Genomic DNA, 20,108 nt, shown 5'->3' with positions numbered 1-20,108 from the left:
GCAGGCCGACTTTGTTTGTATAGCCCCTACTTCCAGTCGCCGGGCAATAGGGGGTAATTGGTGCAGATTTGGTATTAGATAATCGGGCTTAAGGGCATTCGCTTTTTCAGGTGGTAAGTACCGCCTGAGCTAAGAATATGTACTCGCAAATTATGAATGGTGAGGGGGGCTGTATTACTTACCCACACCTGATTGCTGTAGGAAACTTCGCCAGGATCGACTACTGTAACAGTGCCCTTACCCATGACCCTCATCAAGCCATCCTGCTCGAAGATGGCTGCCGTATCCTCATCAATGCCAATACCTAACTTATCTGGGTGGGCGGCGATCGCAGTCATCAGTCTGGCCATGCGATTGCGGTTATGGAAATGCTGATCGACGACAATGTCAGGCAAAATTCCCAACCCGATACTCATCGTGACAATTTCCTTATGGGGCGATTCGCCACTGCCGCCACCGGAAATCATGTTATACCCCATGGCGGCGGCACCAGCACTAGTACCTGCCAGCACCAATTTGCCTTGATGGACTCTTTCCCTAATGGCGATCGCAAGCGGAGTTTCGCCAATGAGACTGCACAGGCGCAACTGATCGCCGCCGGTCATAAACACGCCAGTGAAGCGATCGAGTTGCTCTTGGGCTTCCTCCATAGTTTGCTGCTGGCGCTCCCGAATATCAAGCACTTCTACTTTCTCAGCTCTCAATTCGGAAAAAATTTCATAATAGATGCGTCCGATAATATCAGGTTCGCGAGAGGCAGAAGGAATAATGGCAATGCGCGACGAGGAGGCACCCGATCTTTCCACAAACGTACGAAGGATTACGCGGTCTTGTACCTTGTCTTCCCCACCGCCAATTACAATTGTCGCAGCTTTAGTTGGTTGAGACATGCCTGTTGCCACTGCCATTTCTGTATCTAAGTTCAGCATAGTAGCAGAAAGATCGGCAAACTGCTTGAGCCTGTCAATTTGCTGTTGGCTTTGTCTCGCTTTATGCTCCTGGCTACCGCCCAACTTCCTTGGTGACCTCCCGTAAAAATCATTTCAATAGGTTTCAATAATTAAAAATATATTAACAATGGTTTTAAAAAACACAAGCCCTAACATTATATAAAGTATGGCATGTTGTGGCTTGCAATCAGAATTTTTGAATTTTTACATGCTGGTACCTACTAACAAGCGCTAACAAATAGACCGCTCTATCACCCTAGCTAAAGAACCATAGCTGGAGTGCGATCTTTTTTACGCTTATCTCAATTGTTAGTGGCCTGTTTGTACTTCTCAATACCTTACAGGCTATAGGTGGCATACCTGTAAAGCAAGTCGCTAGTCGTTAGACCAGTCCTCCTGACTGAACAGATCGGCAATGCGATCGCGCAGTAAAAACTGGTTGACCTCTAGTTCGTGTTCGACATCGCTCCACTGGCGATCGGGAATGAAGCGGCAGAGAGAATGAATGGGTTGCTGGCGGGTAAGGCTACCAGTTTCAACTAAATGACGCGCCTCGTCACGAATAGCATCAATTGAATAATGGAGAGTGGGTAGCATAAATGTCTTTGATTAAGGTATATTTCGCTGAGACAATTGCGATACAAACTTTTTCGCAACTTTTTGTCACGATTTATACAAAAATTATACCCGTTTTTAATTTTTTGCGATCGCTCTAAATAGTTAAGCTTTAGTAAAGAAGCTTTACTAAAACACCATTAAAACACCATTAAAACACCCAATACACTTGAAGCCTAAACCTGTAAAACCTTACTGGTTAAAGGATTAAATAAAAGTGAGCGCTCAACCACTTATAGTTTTCAAGCCGTTTACCATGTTGGAGTTGGTTGACTTGGCAACAATTGCAAATGTGGCATAAGAGAGAATATGAGCGTGCAGTTCAAATTTCCCAAGCTGCCAAGCATAGACATATCAGGAGTTTTTATTAACGTGATTAGCCAAGATCGTGACTTACCCGTCTCCAATACCCCACAGTCTCAGGATCGCTATGAAGCAACGACTCAAGAAATTGCCCAGAAAATCTTGGCGGCGGGTAAGGGTACTTTCTGGGAAGGTCTGAAAGCGCAAATGCGTCTTGACGATAAGCTGATGGCTTGGGCGATGGCGAATGAGGGGTTGCGCGTGCAGTTATTTCGCCTGATCGATTGCTTACCTTCTCTACGCAGCAAGTCTGGAACGGCAAGACATATGCACGAGTACCTCGCTAGCGATGCGGTTAACATGCCCGCCATTAAGTCCCTTCTCAACTTCGGTACCGATAACCCCAACTCTCCCACTGCGACCCTAGCTGCTAGTACGTTTGGCACAGCAGTAGAAACCTTGGCGCGGCGATACATTAGTGGGGCAAATTTGCCAGAAGCCATCAAAACCATTGAGAAACTGAGGCGCGATCGCTTCTGTTTTACGATGGATTTATTAGGGGAGGCGGTGATTAGCGAGCAAGAGGCGCAGGCTTATCTAGATCGATATCTACACATGATGAACGAGCTATCGGAGCGAGCTAAAACCTGGCAAGCAATTGAAGGTGTCGATCGCTTTGGTGACGAACTTTTGCCCAAGGTACAGGTATCCGTCAAACTGAGTGCTTTTTATTCGCAATTCGATCCGCTCGATCCCGTGACGACAGCAAAAAAAGTTAGCGAACCCGCACGCACTTTACTGAGGAAAGCTGCGGAGTTAGGCTGCGGAGTTCATTTCGATATGGAGCAGTATGCCTATAAAACTCTGACATTGGATATTCTGAAGCAGGTCTTAATGGAACCAGAATTCCGCGATCGCACCGATGTCGGCATGACTCTTCAAGGCTATCTGCGCGATAGCGAACGGGACTTGATCGACTTAGTCGCTTGGGCAAAGGAACGCGGCAAGCCCATAACCGTACGCCTGGTGAAAGGGGCATATTGGGATCAAGAAACAATTAAGGCTTATCAATACAGTTGGGATTTGCCCGTCTACAGTCAAAAAAGCTCCACTGACTTTAACTACGAGCGCTTAGTACAAATTCTCTTGGAAAATCACCAGTATCTCTATGCAGCGATTGGCAGCCATAATGTGCGATCGCTCGCTAAAGCAATCGCGATCGCGCAAACTTTGCAAATCCCGCCAAGATGCTTTGAATTGCAAGCACTATACGGCATGGGCGATCGATTTGCCAAGTCCGTTGTAGATATGGGGCATCGGATGCGAATCTACTGCCCGTTTGGCGAGTTAATCCCAGGTATGTCCTATCTCATCCGTCGTTTGCTAGAGAATACGGCAAATAGCTCGTTTCTGCGGCTCAGTACGAGCGAATCGCGCCCCATATCGGAGTTAATAGCTCCACCAACGATGGAAACCTCAGATGGGAAGCATTGCCAGGTCATCTTTGATGGCTTCAGCAATGCCCCGGATGCCGATTACGCGCAGGTGCAGGAACGCACCGCTGCCACCGATGCAATTCAATTCGTCGCCAGTCAATTTGGTCAAACCTACTTCCCAATAATTGCAGGAGAAGCCGTATCCACAATCACCTTTGTCGATTCGCTCAATCCTTCTCACTCTAGTCAAGTAGTGGGCAGGATTGGTTTGGCAAGTATAGAGCAAGCAGAACAAGCTGTCGCGGCAGCAAAACAAGCATTTCCGGCATGGAAGTACAGGTCGGCCAGCGATCGCGCCAATATCCTGCGTCGTGCCGCTGAAATTATGGAAACCAGACGGGCAGAACTGGCGGCCTGGATCGTTTGGGAGGTGGGAAAACCATTGCGCGAGGCTGATGCGGAAGTATCGGAAGCAATTGACTTCTGTCGCTACTATGCCAAAGAGATCGAACGCATTACCAAGCCGCACGCGCGTTCCGTGCCCGGTGAAGATAATCTCTACATCTATCAACCGCGTGGCGTTACGGTGGTAATTTCACCCTGGAATTTCCCGCTGGCGATCGCCCTGGGCATGAGTGCAGGCGCGCTGGTTACTGGCAATACAGTCATTCTCAAACCCGCCGAACAGTCATCGGCGATCGCGTCAAAAATTGCAGAGGTGTTTCAAGCAGCGGGAATGCCGGATGGCGTATTTAATTACTTGCCCGGTCGCGGCTCGGAGGTAGGAGCGCATTTAGTCAAGCATCCTGACGTACATCTCATTGCTTTTACTGGATCGCAACAGGTAGGCTGTCAGATCTATGCTGATGCTGCTATTTTGCGCCCCGGACAAAAACATCTCAAGCGCATAATCGCAGAGATGGGCGGCAAGAATACGATCGTTATTGATGAAAGCAGCGATCTCGACCAGGCAGTGGTGGGAGTGGTGCATTCTGCCTTTGGCTATGCCGGGCAGAAATGCTCTGCCTGTTCCCGCGTGGTGGTTCTCGCGCCAGTATATGAAACTTTCTTGCAGCGTTTGGTCGAAGCCACGCGATCGCTGGTCGTTGGCGATGCCAGCGATCCCAATACTAAGGTGGGGCCCGTCATCGATGCTGCCGCCCAAGCCAAGATCCGCAGCTATATCGAAAAGAGCCGCGAAACGGCCACCATAGCACTGGAAATGCCTGCCCCCGATCGCGGCTTTTACGTTGGGCCGACGATCATTACCGATGTCGATCCCGAAGGAGCGATCGCGCAGGAAGAAATCTTTGGCCCCGTACTGGCGGTTATTAAGGTAGATAACTTCGATCGGGCTTTAGCGATCGCTAATAATACGCCCTACGCCCTCACAGGCGGTCTATATTCGCGCACTCCATCTCATATCGAGCGTGCTTACCAAGAATTTGAGGTGGGAAACCTGTATATTAATCGAGGCATTACAGGAGCTTTGGTGGATCGCCATCCCTTTGGCGGGTTTAAACTGAGCGGCATCGGCTCTAAGGCTGGTGGCCCCGACTATTTACTCCAATTCCTCGAACCTCGGGCAATTACCGAAAATACACAAAGACAAGGCTTTGCGCCGCTCGATCTCGATTGAGGTAAAGTAGAAGGGGGTAGATAGTAATCTAACAAATCGGTGAAAGAACTGAAATGGTACCTTCTGAGTTGAGTCAACTATCCGATCGGTCTGACAACTCCAGTAGTGCTTTGTCCGATCGGGCAGCAAAAAACTCGAAAGCTTTGCCATTAGTACTGGTGATTGTCGTGCCATTTGTATTGCAAATGGTGACAGTTGTAGGGTTAACTGCATGGCTGGCATTTCGCAACGGGCAAAAAGCCACTAGCGCCCTAGCAGGTCAGGCACGGATGGAAGTTAGCAACCGCATTCAACAACATTTAAGTACTTACTTAGAAGAACCATTTCACATCACGCAAGCTAACATTAACAGCGTCATGCTTGGCGAGCTAGATATTGATAACAAGCCAGCGCTGGAAAGACATTTCACCTTACAACTAAAACGCCAACAATCAGTTAGTCAAATTTATATAGGTTTAGCCAACGGTCATATCGCCCTGGCTGGGTCACTAGAAGATGGTTCTATAGTTGCGAAAACCACGGGCAAATTTCCGCAACGTCATATCTATGCCTTAGACGAACGTGGCAATCGCACCAAATTCTTAAAAGTCCTACCTGATTATGACACTCGCACAAGACCCTGGTTTAAAAAGGCGATCGCGACGAAGAAACCGACCTGGAGCGAGATCTATACATTTGCTCAAGGTGAAATAGGGATTACAGCAGCGCAACCGTTTTACGATCGCCAGGATAATTTGCAAGGCGTGATGGCAGTAGATTTGTTACTGGGGCAAATAAGCGATTTTCTGCGTAAGATCGAAGTGAGTGCTAACAGTCAAACCTTTATCATCGAACGCTCTGGTTCGATTGTCGCTACTTCTACGAGTGAGAAGCCTTATTTGTTTGAGAAAGATACTCAGGGCAATAGCTGGGCGCGGCGGATTAAAGCCACGGAGAGTAAAAATAAACTCACGCGTTCTACAGCAGAATTTCTAGTTAATTATTTTGGCCTTCTCCAAAATATCGATCGGGCTTACCAACTAGACTTCAAGATTGGAGAAAAAGTGCAATACGTCCAGATCCTACCATATCGAGACGAGCGAAATCTCGATTGGTTGGCTGTAGTGGTAATGCCTGAAGATGACTTTATGGCTGAGATTAATGCGAATACGCGCAATACATTTATCCTATGTCTGGCAGCCTTGGGCGTGACGATAGTTTTAGGGATTCTCACTTCCCGCTGGATTGCTAAACCAATTTCCCGCCTGAGCAGTGCATCCGAGGAATTAGCCACGCTGTTTGAGGCTACAAATCCACAGGAAGAAGCATTAAATCGTAACGTGCGGGCAACAAGTATTAGCGAACTGGAGAGTTTAGCGCGATCGTTTAACCAGATGGCTGGCAAGCTACGCGAGTCTTTTACTGCCCTAAAAGCCAATAACCTGGAATTGGAGATGCGAGTGGTGGCGAGAACTGCAGAACTAAGCTCGACTGAAGCTGAATTGCGAGGGCTATTTGCCGCCATGAGAGAACTAATAGTGGTCTTCGATGCCGAAGGGCGATATCTGAGGATTCCACGGACAAATGCCGATCTGCTGAACCAGGATGCCAGCGAATTAGTTGGCAAGACTTTACATGAAGTGTTTCCTCAACAACAAGCAGATTTATTTCTCCGCTACATTCAAGCCGTATTAAGCACGGAGCAAAATTTTAATGTTGAGTACAGCCTCAAATTTGCCGATCGAGAGAAGTGGTTTTCCGCCTCGATTTCTCCAATCGATCGCGAGTCAGTTATTTGGGTGATTCGCGATATTAGCGATCGCAAGCAGGTAGAGGATGCGTTACAAAAAGCTAAAGAAGCAGCCGAAGTTGCCAGTCGCGCTAAGAGCGAATTCTTAGCCAACATGAGCCATGAATTGCGCACGCCTCTCAACGCTATTTTAGGGTTTACTCAACTCATGAACGACGATCCATCGCTCAATGCTGCCCAAAAGGAAACTCTTAGTATTATTAGCAACAGCGGCGAACATCTACTCTCTCTAGTGAATGATGTGCTTGAGATGTCCAAAATCGAGGCGGGTAGGGTAGTTTTAAATGAAAGTAATTTCGATCTCTATCGCATGCTGGACAGTCTCAAAAATATGCTGCGACTAAAAGCTGAGGCCAAGGGCCTTCATCTCCAATTCGAGCGTGCTGATGACGTGCCTCAGTATGTATGTACAGACGAGATGAAATTGCGCCAGATTTTGATTAACTTAATTGGAAATGCCATTAAGTTTACCCAGGAGGGCAGCATCACGTTGCGGTTGTCGTCGCCTGCGAGTTACCAGGATCGGGATAGCGAGCATGCAATTATCCAATTTGAAGTTGAAGATACGGGTGTGGGAATTGCTGGAGAGGATTTATTTAATGTCTTCAAGCCATTTGTCCAAAGCGCATCAGGTCGCCAAGCATCAGAGGGAACGGGGTTAGGACTACCGATTAGCCGCAAATTCATCCGACTTATGGGTGGTAATATCGCAGTTAGCAGCGGCTTGGCAAAGGGAACGACTTTCACATTCGCTATTAAAGTTCGCAAAGTTTCTCCGCCTGCTGCTATCGCTCAAGCTTCCACAGATGCGACCGATGGCACTAGATCGTCAACAACTCCCACACACCTACCACTGCGCATTCTCCTCGCCGAGGATAACCCCGTCAACCAAAAAGTGGCGCTGCGCATGCTGCACAAACTCAACTATGTTGCAGATATTGCTTGTAACGGTAAGGAAGTCCTGGCTGCATTAGATCGGTGCGACTATGACGCGATCTTAATGGACATCCAAATGCCAGAGATGGATGGGTTTGAAACGACACGCTGCATTCATGCCCAAATTGAAAAGGGAAAACGCCCCATCATTATTGCCATGACTGCTAATGCCATGAAAGAAGATCGCGATCGCTGTTTGGCGGCAGGCATGCAAGATTATATCGCCAAACCCATTCGCCTCGAAGATTTGCAAATGGTCTTAGATCGCTGGAGCCGGAAATAATGCAGCAAGTGCGCGTAGCCAGAACCTTACTCAGTACCTATTATGCCTACATGCTGGAGTACCGAGCAGAATTGCTCCTGTGGGCATTGTCTAATTCCCTTCCATTCATCCTGATGGGTGTCTGGATACAGGCGGCACAGGGCGGTCGATTTGGTCTCTCGCCTCTAGACTTTGTGCGGTACTTTTTAGCAGCATTTGTGGTACGACAGTTCAACGTAGTGTGGGTGATTTGGGAATTCGAGAAGGAGGTCGTCCAGGGCAAGTTATCCAATAAACTTTTGCAACCGCTCGATCCGGTTTGGCATCACTTCGCCTCCCACGTAGCAGAGCGCTTCGCTCGTTTGCCATTCATCTTCGTGCTGGTGGGTCTATTCTTTGCTCTCTATCCCGGTTCGTTTTGGATACCTAACTTAATTCAGGTTTTGGAATTTGCGGTAGTGGTAGCGATCGCCTTTTCACTGCGATTCTTGATTCAGTATACGTTTGCCTTATTTGCTTTCTGGACAGAGCGCGCCAGCGCGATCGAGCAATTCTGGTTCCTTATCTACCTTTTCCTCTCTGGGCTGGTGGCACCGCTAGAGGTATTTCCAGAGCACGTTCGTCAAATAGTACTGTGGACTCCGTTTCCGTACATGGTACATTTCCCATCTGCCATTATTATCGGTTTACCTGTAAGCTTTGGCAAAGGTATTGCCGTGATGTTCGCTTGGGGTGCGATGTTTTATATACTCAATCGCTGGCTGTGGCGTAAGGGTTTGAAACACTACTCAGGTATGGGAGCTTGATACTGCTTCTTAGGATCTCGCGCGGTCAAATCTTCCATGTTGCCTATTGCTTCCGCGTTAAAAGATGGCTCGGGAAGGTCGTCTAAGATCTGATGCAGTGGCGGAACGTATGAATGGCTGACGGCATCGTACGCCAGTACTTCACCTGTTTCCAGATTGTAAACCCAGCCGTAAATATTGAGCCTACCTTGAAAAAGACGCGATCGCACGATTGGATAGGTTTTGAGATGATCGATTTGCGTCAGAACATTTTCCGCACTTGTGATTTCCAGCAACTCTTTTTCAGGGTAATTAGTATAATTCTCTAAAACCAGACGCTGCGTCCCCTCAGCTAGTTTTAGCCATTCATAAACTAAGGGCATTTCTTCGCGTAAGCGATCGAGCTTTAATAAACCTTTCATCGCACCACAATGCGTATGTCCGCAAACGATGATTTGCTCGATACCAAGCGACTGAATTGCATACTCGATCGTAGCACTCTCCCCACTCCGTATCCCGTATGGTGGAATAATATTGCCAGCATTGCGCATAATAAACAATTCGCCAACTTCCGCTTGGGTCAGTAAGTTTGGATCGATCCGCGAATCGGAACAGGTAATAAATAAAGCCCTGGGCTTTTGCGCCATATTTAGCAGTTGAAATAACTCTAAATGAGAAGGGAAATGGTTATCCTTAAAGTCCCGTAGACCTCGAATTAGTTTGCGCATAGGTGCCTGTTAGTTGTCTTAAGTCAATATGTTTATTCTAAGTTTGACGAATGAACTAATTAGAGTGAATGAATGAAATTTAACAATTGCGCTCATATAGCGTTTTTCAATTGAGAACAGGTTTTATTGACGGGGTGCAGGGGTTTCACACGGCAGTGGCTCTAGCGGGGAACCCCCAAGACCGCCCTGCCTCCCCTTCTTGGGGGCAACGCCCCCAAACCCCCTTCTCGTTTTCATCTGAAAACCGCTATATTTCTATTATGACAAACCCTGGTTGACTGACAAAAGTCTACTGCTCTCACCTTAAGTCCCTCTCCCAGGGCGGGAGAGGGACTTTGAAAGCCGATCGATCCTTCTGACTCCCCTTCGCCCCTTTTGGGCGAAGGGGTTGGGGGATGAGGGGCTATAGATTTGTCAGTCAACCAGTTCCTTCACTTCTAGGGTTGCCATCCCTGCTGTTTGTAAAAATCTTTTAAGTCCTGCTCCGCAACTTGTCTGATATAACCTTCATACACAACTGTATCAAAAAGTTCTCTCTTCTTTCGCCCACTCAAACACGCCCGATCTACTAACTCCTCGTAATCGCGCCTGACAGAGTCCTCTCTTAGCTGCTGCCGTTCTGCTTCTGAGTACTTGTCGCGCTGAAGATTGGGTATCCAGGTGGAGTGAATTGTCAAGCCCAGTTGTAGCTCTTCATGGCTTAAACGATAAATGGGTTTGCCCTTAAGGTCATAGGCATGGAAAACCCAGTATTCGTCTTTAGGTTTTCCCTCGGGAGAGTCACCCAAAACGAGGCAGACAACATAACCATGTACTGAGATATCCCGATCTGCCGGACATAATTCAGAACTAGGAATAAATTGCGGCGATCGCACAAAATGTCCAAATGGAAACTCGAAATAGTCGGCTATTTGCATCGTGGTCGTATCCAACCGCACTAGGGACATGGGCTTGTCGTCTGAAGGCATTTGTTCGATGGGTAAAGTTCGATTATTGCCTTGTTTGTAAGCCTCATAAACGCGACCGGGAATAATTTCCCAGGAAAATCCCCAGGACATCCAAAAAATGTTTTTGACAGTTTGGCTTGACTCGGTAGCGCGATCGCGACAGAGTTCGCGGTGCGTATAGACCGATGGCGACCAGGTGTTTTTATCCCGATCGACAACTAGATTCCCAACTCTATTTACCGCACCAGTTTTGGCATCGATTGTATACTTTGCCAACGATCCTAAATCCATCGTGCCTGCATTTATACCTTTCAAATCAGTTCTGAGGGGTTTGTTAGGATTCGATGTTTCAAACTCTGTAATCCATTCCGTAGCATCCCAGTTATTGTTGTGGGCGACCTGAATTAAGATTTGACCGTCAGGATTTTGATAATCCACTGCGTAATGCGATACTTCTTTAGGCAGGGTTATGGGAGTAACTTCGAGAGTGGGGAGATCTTCTGTATTTTCAACACTTCCTCCAGGAATCGTATCTAAGTCTTTACGATTGACAATGTAAAATTGCGTGAACGGTTTGGGTTTGATTAAACGTAGAAAGCAAGCATTGAGAAACGATCCTACTTGATACCTCAGCCATTTTAAGCCAGGTAGCATCCAAAAATCATCATGTATCCATCCTAGAATGAACGGCGAGAATATTTGCGAAAATTCCATCTTAAAGGCAATATCGGCCAAAATAATGTAGTCCTCAGTAATGCCCATTTGATGCATGGTCTGCTGAATAGCTACGGGTTTATGGTTGTCGCGCCGCACCAATCGCCATCGCTCTAATATCGCTTGACTCGCCCCTTGCCTAAAGCGATATCGCAGTAGATCGGTATAGCTAACCTTGTAACCCTTACAAGATGGTTTTTGCCTGCCCAAAATCACATTTATTATTTTATTAATCCAAAACATAATATGGAAGAAAAAATTGACGATAAAGGCAAATCCACCGTTGTAACCAGTCGAATAGTTGGTCGTAAAAAACTCATCCTGGGTGCTACTGGTTTTACGCACGTCGCAGACTGGGTGTGCGGGACTTTGCATACCTAAAAAGGTAAAGGGAATCGGAACCCCAGGAAACATGCTGAGCCACTCCTGGGTTGCGCCCGTCGGCTGGATTACTTCTAACGTATCGGGATCGACAATGTAAGGGCGACCTGCATCAAAGGTAAGCAGGAGATGTTCTTTCGTTACGAGAAAAGCGGTATTTAGTTGATCGGGATTGCCTAGAAGCAGGCTGGTACGAGCAAGGCCGCCATCGCGAAAAGCCATCCAATAATGGTTGTTTTTTGTTGCTTCATCAGCATAGAATGCATTTGTCGCTTGGTCGGCATAGTACTCGGGAGGTTTAGGAATTCTCGATTTGAGATGGGCTTTACCAGACTCAAAACCCAGCCGAAATACCATCCCATCACCGTTGAGCGCCATACGGAATCCGCGCGAGCTTCTCTTCCCATAAGGGATTACGGGAGGGATAGGAGCAACGTGAAAAGCATATCCATGCAGTCCCCTCGGTAAAGGTAATTGGTTTTCCAGGAAATCTATATCTGGATGGATTTTTTGCGCTAATTCCAGCACTTCTTGTGATATCGCTATATCCTCCCCTTGTTTGTGACAGTCAACACAAAGTAGATATCCACTGGGCAACTCTATGATTTCTGTCACAACTCCAGCACTCAAGTTTAAGCTCGCATAAGTTTCGCGATCGCAATAAAAGCAAACTTGCACGTCCAGATCGTTTACATCTCTCTCTTGGCGGCGACTCGCGATCGCTTCAGAAGTAGTTTCAACAATCGATTTAGGCAAAAAAACTCTACCCGTCATGGTGATGGTGCTCCTTTATTCTCTTAGGTGTATATCGAAAACTAAGACAAAATATAACTATCTACTTCGCTCCCAATTCTCTCAGCGAGACCTTTTGCGCCTCAGTGAGACCTTTTGTATTTGTAATATTCATACCCTCGTAGAGCCTTTGCATGTGCAAAGTACTCGAACGTTCCTGCGAGGGATCCCACAGCTTAATGGTTTCATCTTCACCACTACTCGCCAGCGTGCAACCATCAGGACTAAATGCCACCGACCATACCCAGTTCGTATGTCCTTCATACGTATGACTGCATTCCATATTGGCGATATTCCAAACTTTTACGGTGCGATCGCAGCCGCAGCTCGCTAGATTAGAGCCACTTGGGTTCCATGCTAGAGAAAGAATCCAGCCACTATGCCCTTCTAGCGTTTGTAAATATTCGCCAGTCCGAACATCCCATAGTCGAATCGTGTTATCCATCCCACCGCTAGCCAGGATTCCATTTGGGGCGATCGCGACAGCAAGCACTCGATTAGTATGCCCCCTTAGAGTATGAGTGCATTTACCGCTGGCCACATCCCAGAGTTTCACGGTCATGTCTTCGCTGGCGCTAGCAACGATGGAACTTTCGGCATTAAAAGCGATCGTCCCGACTCGATCTGTATGCCCTTCAAGAACGTGCAAGCACGACCAATCGCTAACATTCCAAATTCGGACAGTGCGATCGAAACTGCTGCTTGCCAGCCATTGCCCATCAGGACTAAAGGCTACTGACCAGACAGGCTGCGTATGTCCCTGTAACGTAAAGTCACAAGATCGATTTAAAAGATTCCAGATTTTTATCTTACAATCTTCGTTCCCACTGGCAATTAGTTGACTGCCTGGATGAATAGCAACTGTAGTTGCGCCTTCCTTATGCTCTTTTAAAATGTGCGAACATTGTCTGTTTTGGATATCCCAAACTCTGGCCAAACCATCCTTGCTACCGCTGACTAAAAATTTACCATCCAGACTAAATGCTACTGATTTAATCCAATTGGTGTAGCCTCGAATGATTCTAAGACACCTTCCATTTTGTACGTCCCAAAAGCGGATGGTCTGATCGTCACTGCCACTAGCCAATAGTTTGCCATCAGGGTGAAAGGCTAGCGACCAAACCTGATTAGTATGTGCTTTCAGGGTATGCAGACACTCTCCAGTCTCGCTGTCCCACATCCTTATCGTTCCATCTACACCGGCACTGGCAACAAGTCGGTCATCAGGACTAAAGGATGCTGCCCATACCCATGCCGTATGTCCCTGAAGAACGCGCAAACAGCTACCGTCTTCAATATCCCAAATTCTGACCGTACAATCAAATCCCCCACTGACTAATCTCTTGCCGTCACTACTAAAGTTAACTGGCACGACCCACCCCTTATGCCCTCTAATTTCTTTTAAGCAAGTTCCTGTGGCAAATTGCCAAATTCTCAATGTCTCATCGGCGCTACTGCTAACCAGCAGGCTACCATCTGCACTAAATGCTAATGCTATGACCCAGCCTGTGTGACCGTGTATTTGTCTCAAGCAACTGCCGCTCAATGGATCCCAAACTCGAATAATTGCATCATCGCTGCCACTAACAAGACTTTGACCGTCAGGGCTAAAAGCAATGGCGCGCAGGCTAAATCCTTCCCCTTTAATGGTATTCAAGCACTCACCACTACTCAAATCCCAAATCCTAATCGTTCGATCTTCGCTCCCACTAGCCAGCTTTTTCCCATCAGGGCTAAAAGCAACTCGTCGCACCCAATTTGTATGTCCTCGACAGGTCAAAAGTATTTGTCCGTCGCTAACTCGCCATAAATGCACCTCCCCGTTGGCATTGCTAGTTGCGAGAACTTCTCCATCAGGTTGAAACACAACAGATAAAACGGCAGCAAAAGGTTGAGAGAAAACCGAGTTTTGAAAGGTACACTGAGAGAAGTTAACGTTATGTAAAGGGACTCCTTGCAGGTATGCCTCTCGGATTGCGAGACCGGAAAAGTTAAGGTCAGTCAGGTTAACTCTTAGGTAACTAATTAAATTTAATAAGTTTCCTCCCCCATATCCCTGTTGAAGTTGGTAGCGATCGCGCAAAAAAGATAAAATTTGCTGTAGTTGCTCCTGAACTCTTGTCACGCTACTGTTAAAGCTTGCCAGAAATTGCTCGGCAATGGGCTTAAGAATAAGGCGAGTTTGAACATCCCTCACGTAATCCTTAGCTTGTGCTTCAATTAAAGCAAAATTGTTGAAAAGAGATATTTCACACTGTACGATCTCCTTGTGGATCGCATCGACAAATTTTTGGATGACATACTCCATAATGACAGGCTGAAGCGTAAAGCGCGTAATTTTTTTATTTGGTTCGTGAAGTGTTATTTTTTCGATTAAAGAACGACGGCTGAGCGACATCAATGCTTCTAGCAGATCTATATTGGTTGATGAAGGCAGGATTCTCTCGGCAAGATCGTGAAGAGAGATAGGTTCTCGTTCTATCGCTAACCAATGCATAATCTCCTGTTCCTTGACAGATAAACGCTGCCACTGGCGATCGATCAAATTGCGAATATCGTTGAAAATTAGCGTTCCCTGGTACAGCAGTTCTAGGAATTGAGCAATATTGCCATCGAACAGATCTTGAATTACCGGGGCTACCATTTGCAAAGCTAGAGGATTACCCGCGTAGTGAGCGGTCAGTTTATCCCATTCTTCGGTAGTAGCAGAAAAATCTCCCCGCAGTTTAAAAATCTGGATTACTTCCGGTCTTACCAGACCTTGTAAAGGCATAAACCTCACGGGCAAAAGATCTCCTGCTAGGGGTTCGAGTAATCTTGGTCGCTCGCGACTTGTTAATAAAATGCAGCTTTGGTGATTTTCCTCACCTACTTGCTTGAAAAAAAGTGCGTAATCTTCATATCCCACTCGAAATTCACCCGAATTATCCCCCGATCGCAAAATCGACTCCATGTTATCTAGTATCATCAGACATCGCGAGCTTTGGAAAAAATCAACCAGTAGCGATCCTTTAATAGCAGTTGCTTCAGGTACTGGCATCCCTTTTCTAGGAAATAGAAACTGGATCGAATCCGTTAAAAGTTCTAAAAAAGGTGGAGCGTTTTGAAGACTGCGCCAAATTACAAAGTCAAATTGCTCGCAAATTTGTTTAGCCAGTTTAATAGATAGAGATGTTTTGCCTATGCCACCCATTCCCAGCAGCATAACAAGGCGACAGCCATTCTGAATGGGATTAGATGTATCCCCCAAAATCCATTGCGATAAAAGATTGAGTTCTCGTTCTCTGCCGTAGAAAGTATGCAAGTCAATTGCTGCCCCCCAATCCTGCTGAAGTGGTGGATCCTTAGCAGATTTTTCAGACAAGCTCTCTTCGCTTACATCCTCTCCAATAAAAACTTTCCACGCTTCTTTTTGCTCGTATCGTCCACCCGATTCTTTAGAAATATATCTTCGTATAACGGCACGAAAGTTGCTTTTACTAATCTTAAACCCTAGCTCTTGCGTGAGCAGTTTCCAAACATTTGAACCAACTTGCTTAATATATTCAGGATCGTAGCCATGTTGGTCGGCAATTTCAACATAGCTCAGCCCCTCCCAAGATTTTCGAAATACCAGTTCTTGAAGGTTATTAAGCTTATTTACACTGACCACTAAATCTAGAAACGCAGTAGCTTCGTCATTTGTCATCCTATTTTTAGGGTATAGGTAGGTGTTTAATAATAAATTAAACTTCATACCTAAAGAGTACCTCACTATTTTAACGATCAATTTGTCTTTACAAGACTGTAGTGTTTGGTTCCGCTTCGAGTTGCGGGCTGAAGACCTCCTCGCCCATCGTCTTCGCCGCAAAGGCAGGTTTCGGCTGGCCTCGTCGTGCAAGCTAACGCAAAACATCCTGATAGAGGGTAAGCAAAGTGGTAATTGCACAGTTGAGATGCTCTTAATTACTTCTTGCAAACTGGTTTCTCCGCGTAGCATCAGTGGACTTAGTCGATGTACGAAGTTTATAGAAACTCTTCAGGCTTGAAAGTAAGAAAAAGTAAGAAAAAGTAAGGTCTTTGGTTAATTACTCAAAATATTCATACTGATATCTAACCAGGACGATCGCGTCACCATTGCACTGGTAGAAATATAGTCTACTCCTAGAAAGGCAATGTCCTTAATCGTGTCGAGCGTGACATTACCAGAAGCTTCGATTTTGGTATGGGGAGAATGACTGCGGATAAAGGCGATCGCTTCTCGCATGTTTTCTACAGACATGTTATCGAGCATGATGACATCTACATGCAATGCCGCTGCTTCTTTAACTTGAAGTAGAGTTTCAGTTTCTACTTCAATTTGAGTTGTAAATGGAACGCGCGATCGGATGCTCTCTACGGCGGCAGTGATGCTGCCAGCCGCTGCAATGTGATTATCTTTCACCATCACTGCATCATCTAAGCCATAACGATGATTAATCGCTCCACCCATTAGAGTTGCATACTTCTCAAATATTCTCAGTCCTGGTGTAGTTTTGCGCGTATCCACTAGCTTGGTGGAGGAATCGCTGAGAGCTTTAACGTACTCCCTTGTCAGCGTACTAATTCCAGACAACCGCATCACCAAATTCAGCGCTACTCGCTCTGCCATTAATAAAGTAGACATGCTGCCATGCGCGATCGCGATCTGAGAGTTCGCCTCGCAAAAAGTACCCTCAGGTAGCAAACATTGGAATGTGGTGGCAGGATCTAAAAGCTGAAATACCCTGGCCGCGATCGGTAAACCCGCTACTACACCAGGAACTTTAGCAATCCATACGGCTGTACCTAGAGGTGACTGTTCCGGGAAAATAGCATTTGTGGTGCGATCGCCGCGCCCAATATCTTCGCGCAGCCAACTTTCTAAAATAGGATCGATTGCAATAGCAGGAGGTAACACGATCTAGCTCACAGTAACTACTAACGACTAGCAAAACAAATTTGCCACTATAAATAACCTACCACTTTGAAAGCTCGATTATTTACTGACCTTACGCGGATTACTTGGCTTCCATCCAGTTTTGGCCTTTATGAACGTCAACCACTAAAGGAACTGATAGAGGCATTGCTAATTCCATAACTGATTTGATTAAAGGTTGGAGTGCTGCGAGTTCGTGAGGCGGCACTTCAAATACTAATTCGTCGTGTACCTGCAATAGCAATCTGGTTTGATAGTTTTGGAGCAATTCATGGAGCTTAATCATCGCAACTTTGATAATGTCAGCGCTAGTGCCCTGAATGGGGGCATTAACAGCCGATCGCAATGCTGCCGCCCGATGCTGACCGCTTAAATGTTTAATTTCGCGAAAATAGCGCCGCCTTCCCGTTAGCGTAGTCACAAATCCCTTTTCCTCAACTTCCGCTTCTACGCTTTGCATGTAGCTAAAAATGCGTGCATAGCGGTTGTTAAAAGCATCGATGAATTTCTTCGCTTCGCTGACGGATACACCCGTTTCGCGACTGAACTTTTGCGCTCCCATGCCATAAATCACACCATAGTTGATAATTTTAGCAAGGCGGCGTTCTTCGCTGGAAATCTCTGTCTTCTCTAGCAAAATCTGGGCTGTGCGCGTATGCACGTCATCCCCCTGGTTGTAAGCCTTGACTAGTTCCGGTTCCTGACTGAGATGGGCGAGAATGCGTAGTTCAATTTGCGAGTAGTCCGCTGAGACAAGCGTCCAGCCTGCCTCGGGCAAGAATCCAGCTCGAATGCGACGGCTGAATGAGGTTCTAATCGGAATGTTCTGTAAATTGGGATTGGAACTGCTAAGCCTGCCAGTGGCCGCAACAGTCTGATTGTAGTCGGTATGTATTCTTTGAGTTTTGGGATTAATCAGCGCTGGCAAAGCATCGACGTAGGTGGACTTGAGCTTTGCCAGCGTGCGATGCTCCAGAATCGCATCGATCAGCGGATGTTCGCCTTGCAGCTTATTTAACACCACCACATCGGTGGAGTAGCCCGTCTTGCTTTTACGGGATTTCTTGGTAAAGCGATCGCCTAGAAGTTCCAGCAAAATCTCACTCAGCTGTTTGGGGGAGTTAAGATTAAATTCCTTGCCAGCGCTAGTATAGGCACTGGTCGCGATCGCTTCTAAGTCCGTTTCTAGCTCCTCTGAAAATTTAGCCAGATACTCTTTGTCAATGCGAATGCCGTACCACTCCATCGCAGCTAATACAGGTTCTAGAGGTAATTCGATTTGTTGAAATAGATTCAACAGTTCTGGATTTTCTTCTAATTGAGCCTTGAGAATAGGATAAAGGCAATAGGTGGTATAAACATCGGCACCGCAATAGTTGGCAACATCAGGAATTGAGACTTCGGCAATTGACTTGCGCTTGCCGACTAAGTCCTTATAGCTGGTGGTTTCAAGTCCGAGCAGCTTGCGGGACATCTCGCTCAGACCATGACTGGCTTCGGGGTCGATGACATAACTGGCAATCATGGTATCGAAGATGACCCCTTTTAACTCTATCCCGACAGATCTAAAGATGAGGCGATCGAACTTGGCATTTTGTAAAACCTTCTGATACCGAGCGTCTTCTAAGATGGGCTTCAGGGTAGCGATCGCTTCCTGCAATTCGAGACATTGGCCAGCAGCATGAGCGATCGGGATATAGGCAACGTTATCGATCTTTTCTCCCCAACAACAACCAATTCCCACTAATTCCGCATCGTGAGGGCTGAGCGACGTAGTTTCTGTATCCCATGTGGTGGGACGATCGAGAGATTGGAGTTTCTGTTGCAGCCAGGCTAACTTCTCTGATGAATCTATAATTGTGACATCAAGTTGTAGAGTTTTGAGGGAAATTGCCGATTCAGCTTGTGTTTCTGCCGCAGCAAAATCAAACCATAAGTCACCTTCTTCTTCGGAAGCATTCTCTGATTCCGGCACGGGCTTAGGTATAACTACACCGCCCAATTTTGCCTGAATATCATCAATCCGATTCATGAAGGCTTTGAATTCTAAATCCTGTAATAATGGCATTAAGCGATCGCGATCGAATCCCGTGAGTTTGCATTCTTCCAAACTAGCATCTATAGGAGTTTCTAGATTTATGCTCGCCATGAATTGCGAATGTCTGGCAGCATCTATCCCTTCTTCTAGTTTTTTCTTAATCGCTCCCTTCATGCTTGGGATAGCTGCCAGGATATTCTCTAAATTGTCGTATTCATTTAGTAGCTTGATCGCCGTCTTTTCGCCAATACCCCTCACACCTGGAATATTATCAGAACTATCCCCACATAGTGCTTTAAAGTCAATCACTTGGGATGGCCGAATCCCCATTTTTTCCTGTACTTCAGCGGCATGAAATTCATTGATTTTATCGGCGCGGTTTAGATAAAGTACGGAAATTTGTTTGTCGGTATCGACTAGCTGGAACATATCGCGATCGCCGCTCAAAATCTTCACTGCGTATTCTTCTTGACTAGCGCGTTGAGATAGCGTACCAATGATGTCATCGGCCTCAAAGCCAGGTAGTGTAAAGGCTGGTAAGTTCATCGCCGCCAGAATTTTTTGCAAATTCTCTAGATCGGGAATGAAATCTTCTGGGGTCTCGGGTCGTCCGGCTTTGTAAGTACTGTCGGCTTCGTGGCGAAATGTGGGCGTGGCGAGATCGAATGCGATCGCCACGGCAGCGGGCTGTTCTCGATCTAAAATTTCGAGTAATGACTTGAGGAAACCAAAGCAGATACTGGTTGGTATGCCTGTTGACGTGCGCAAGCCGCCCTCAGCACGGTAGGCAAAAGCGTAGTAGGAACGAAATGCCAATGAATGGCCATCAACAAGTAAGAATGTAGGTTTGGTCATTT

Annotated in this window: 10 protein-coding genes; 3 read left to right on the top strand and 7 right to left on the bottom strand. The window is 46.5% G+C overall.

Features of this window, described 5'->3' with window-relative positions; all coding sequences use genetic code 11:
• Positions 1-74: 74 nt before the first annotated feature.
• Together PSE6802_RS0103730 and PSE6802_RS0103725 are read right to left on the bottom strand one after the other, a co-directional pair.
• A complete protein-coding gene (locus tag PSE6802_RS0103730; RefSeq protein ID WP_019498723.1) occupies positions 75-1,013 on the bottom strand; it encodes a cyanophycinase in 939 nt (312 codons plus the stop codon).
• Between the two features lie 312 nt (positions 1,014-1,325).
• On the bottom strand, positions 1,326-1,547 hold the full coding sequence (locus PSE6802_RS0103725; RefSeq protein WP_019498722.1) for a DUF4327 family protein: 222 nt from the start codon (positions 1,545-1,547) through the stop codon (positions 1,326-1,328).
• Positions 1,548-1,874: 327 nt separating this feature from the next.
• Between PSE6802_RS0103725 and pruA the strand changes: the two genes are divergently transcribed.
• The 3 genes from pruA to PSE6802_RS0103710 are packed head-to-tail and all read left to right on the top strand — an operon-like array spanning position 1,875 to position 8,736.
• Positions 1,875-4,943, top strand: a complete 3,069-nt coding sequence (gene pruA, locus PSE6802_RS27610) for an L-glutamate gamma-semialdehyde dehydrogenase (protein ID WP_019498721.1) — start codon at positions 1,875-1,877, stop codon at positions 4,941-4,943.
• Positions 4,944-4,996: 53 nt separating this feature from the next.
• Positions 4,997-7,951 (top strand): ATP-binding protein, encoded by a 2,955-nt coding sequence (locus tag PSE6802_RS27605; RefSeq protein WP_019498720.1) that lies wholly within the window; start codon positions 4,997-4,999, stop codon positions 7,949-7,951.
• Complete coding sequence (locus PSE6802_RS0103710) at positions 7,951-8,736, top strand: ABC transporter permease (protein WP_019498719.1); 786 nt, start codon at positions 7,951-7,953, stop codon at positions 8,734-8,736. Before PSE6802_RS27605 ends, PSE6802_RS0103710 begins: the two co-directional genes overlap by 1 nt.
• Here the strand turns inward: PSE6802_RS0103710 and PSE6802_RS0103705 are convergent.
• The 5 genes from PSE6802_RS0103705 to polA form a co-directional block, all read right to left on the bottom strand.
• Positions 8,715-9,443 (bottom strand): carbonic anhydrase, encoded by a 729-nt coding sequence (locus tag PSE6802_RS0103705; RefSeq protein ID WP_019498718.1) that lies wholly within the window; start codon positions 9,441-9,443, stop codon positions 8,715-8,717. The genes PSE6802_RS0103710 and PSE6802_RS0103705 overlap by 22 nt on opposite strands.
• Before the next feature lie 437 nt (positions 9,444-9,880).
• Entirely contained in the window at positions 9,881-12,259 is a 2,379-nt protein-coding gene (locus PSE6802_RS0103700; protein WP_019498717.1) for a carotenoid oxygenase family protein, read from the bottom strand.
• 61 nt (positions 12,260-12,320) lie between these two features.
• The gene (locus PSE6802_RS0103695) at positions 12,321-15,965 is read right to left on the bottom strand and encodes a WD40 domain-containing protein (protein WP_026103034.1); all 3,645 of its coding nucleotides are present in this window, start codon (positions 15,963-15,965) and stop codon (positions 12,321-12,323) included.
• 375 nt (positions 15,966-16,340) lie between these two features.
• Positions 16,341-17,195 carry a carboxylating nicotinate-nucleotide diphosphorylase gene (gene nadC / locus PSE6802_RS0103690; protein ID WP_019498715.1) on the bottom strand — a complete coding sequence of 285 codons (855 nt, stop codon included), beginning with the start codon at positions 17,193-17,195 and terminating at the stop codon, positions 16,341-16,343.
• A 100-nt stretch (positions 17,196-17,295) separates the two neighbouring features.
• A complete protein-coding gene (gene polA, locus PSE6802_RS0103685) occupies positions 17,296-20,106 on the bottom strand; it encodes a DNA polymerase I (RefSeq protein WP_019498714.1) in 2,811 nt (936 codons plus the stop codon).
• Between the last annotated feature and the right edge of the window lie 2 nt (positions 20,107-20,108).

The organism is Pseudanabaena sp. PCC 6802 (assembly GCF_000332175.1).
Classification (GTDB): domain Bacteria; phylum Cyanobacteriota; class Cyanobacteriia; order Pseudanabaenales; family Pseudanabaenaceae; genus PCC-6802.
The sequence above is the reverse complement of the archived record's forward strand: the minus strand, read 5'-3'. Positions and strand labels throughout refer to the sequence as shown.

Excerpts from the sequence above, each read along its gene's own strand:
- PSE6802_RS0103710 (WP_019498719.1), top strand. The coding sequence starts at position 7,951 with ATGCAGCAAGTGCGCGTAGCCAGAACCTTACTCAGTACCTATTATGCC.
- PSE6802_RS27605 (WP_019498720.1), top strand. The coding sequence starts at position 4,997 with ATGGTACCTTCTGAGTTGAGTCAACTATCCGATCGGTCTGACAACTCC.
- PSE6802_RS0103700 (WP_019498717.1), bottom strand. The coding sequence starts at position 12,259 with ATGACGGGTAGAGTTTTTTTGCCTAAATCGATTGTTGAAACTACTTCT.
- polA (WP_019498714.1), bottom strand. The coding sequence starts at position 20,106 with ATGACCAAACCTACATTCTTACTTGTTGATGGCCATTCATTGGCATTT.
- PSE6802_RS0103695 (WP_026103034.1), bottom strand. The coding sequence starts at position 15,965 with ATGACAAATGACGAAGCTACTGCGTTTCTAGATTTAGTGGTCAGTGTA.
- PSE6802_RS0103725 (WP_019498722.1), bottom strand. The coding sequence starts at position 1,547 with ATGCTACCCACTCTCCATTATTCAATTGATGCTATTCGTGACGAGGCG.
- pruA (WP_019498721.1), top strand. The coding sequence starts at position 1,875 with ATGAGCGTGCAGTTCAAATTTCCCAAGCTGCCAAGCATAGACATATCA.
- PSE6802_RS0103705 (WP_019498718.1), bottom strand. The coding sequence starts at position 9,443 with ATGCGCAAACTAATTCGAGGTCTACGGGACTTTAAGGATAACCATTTC.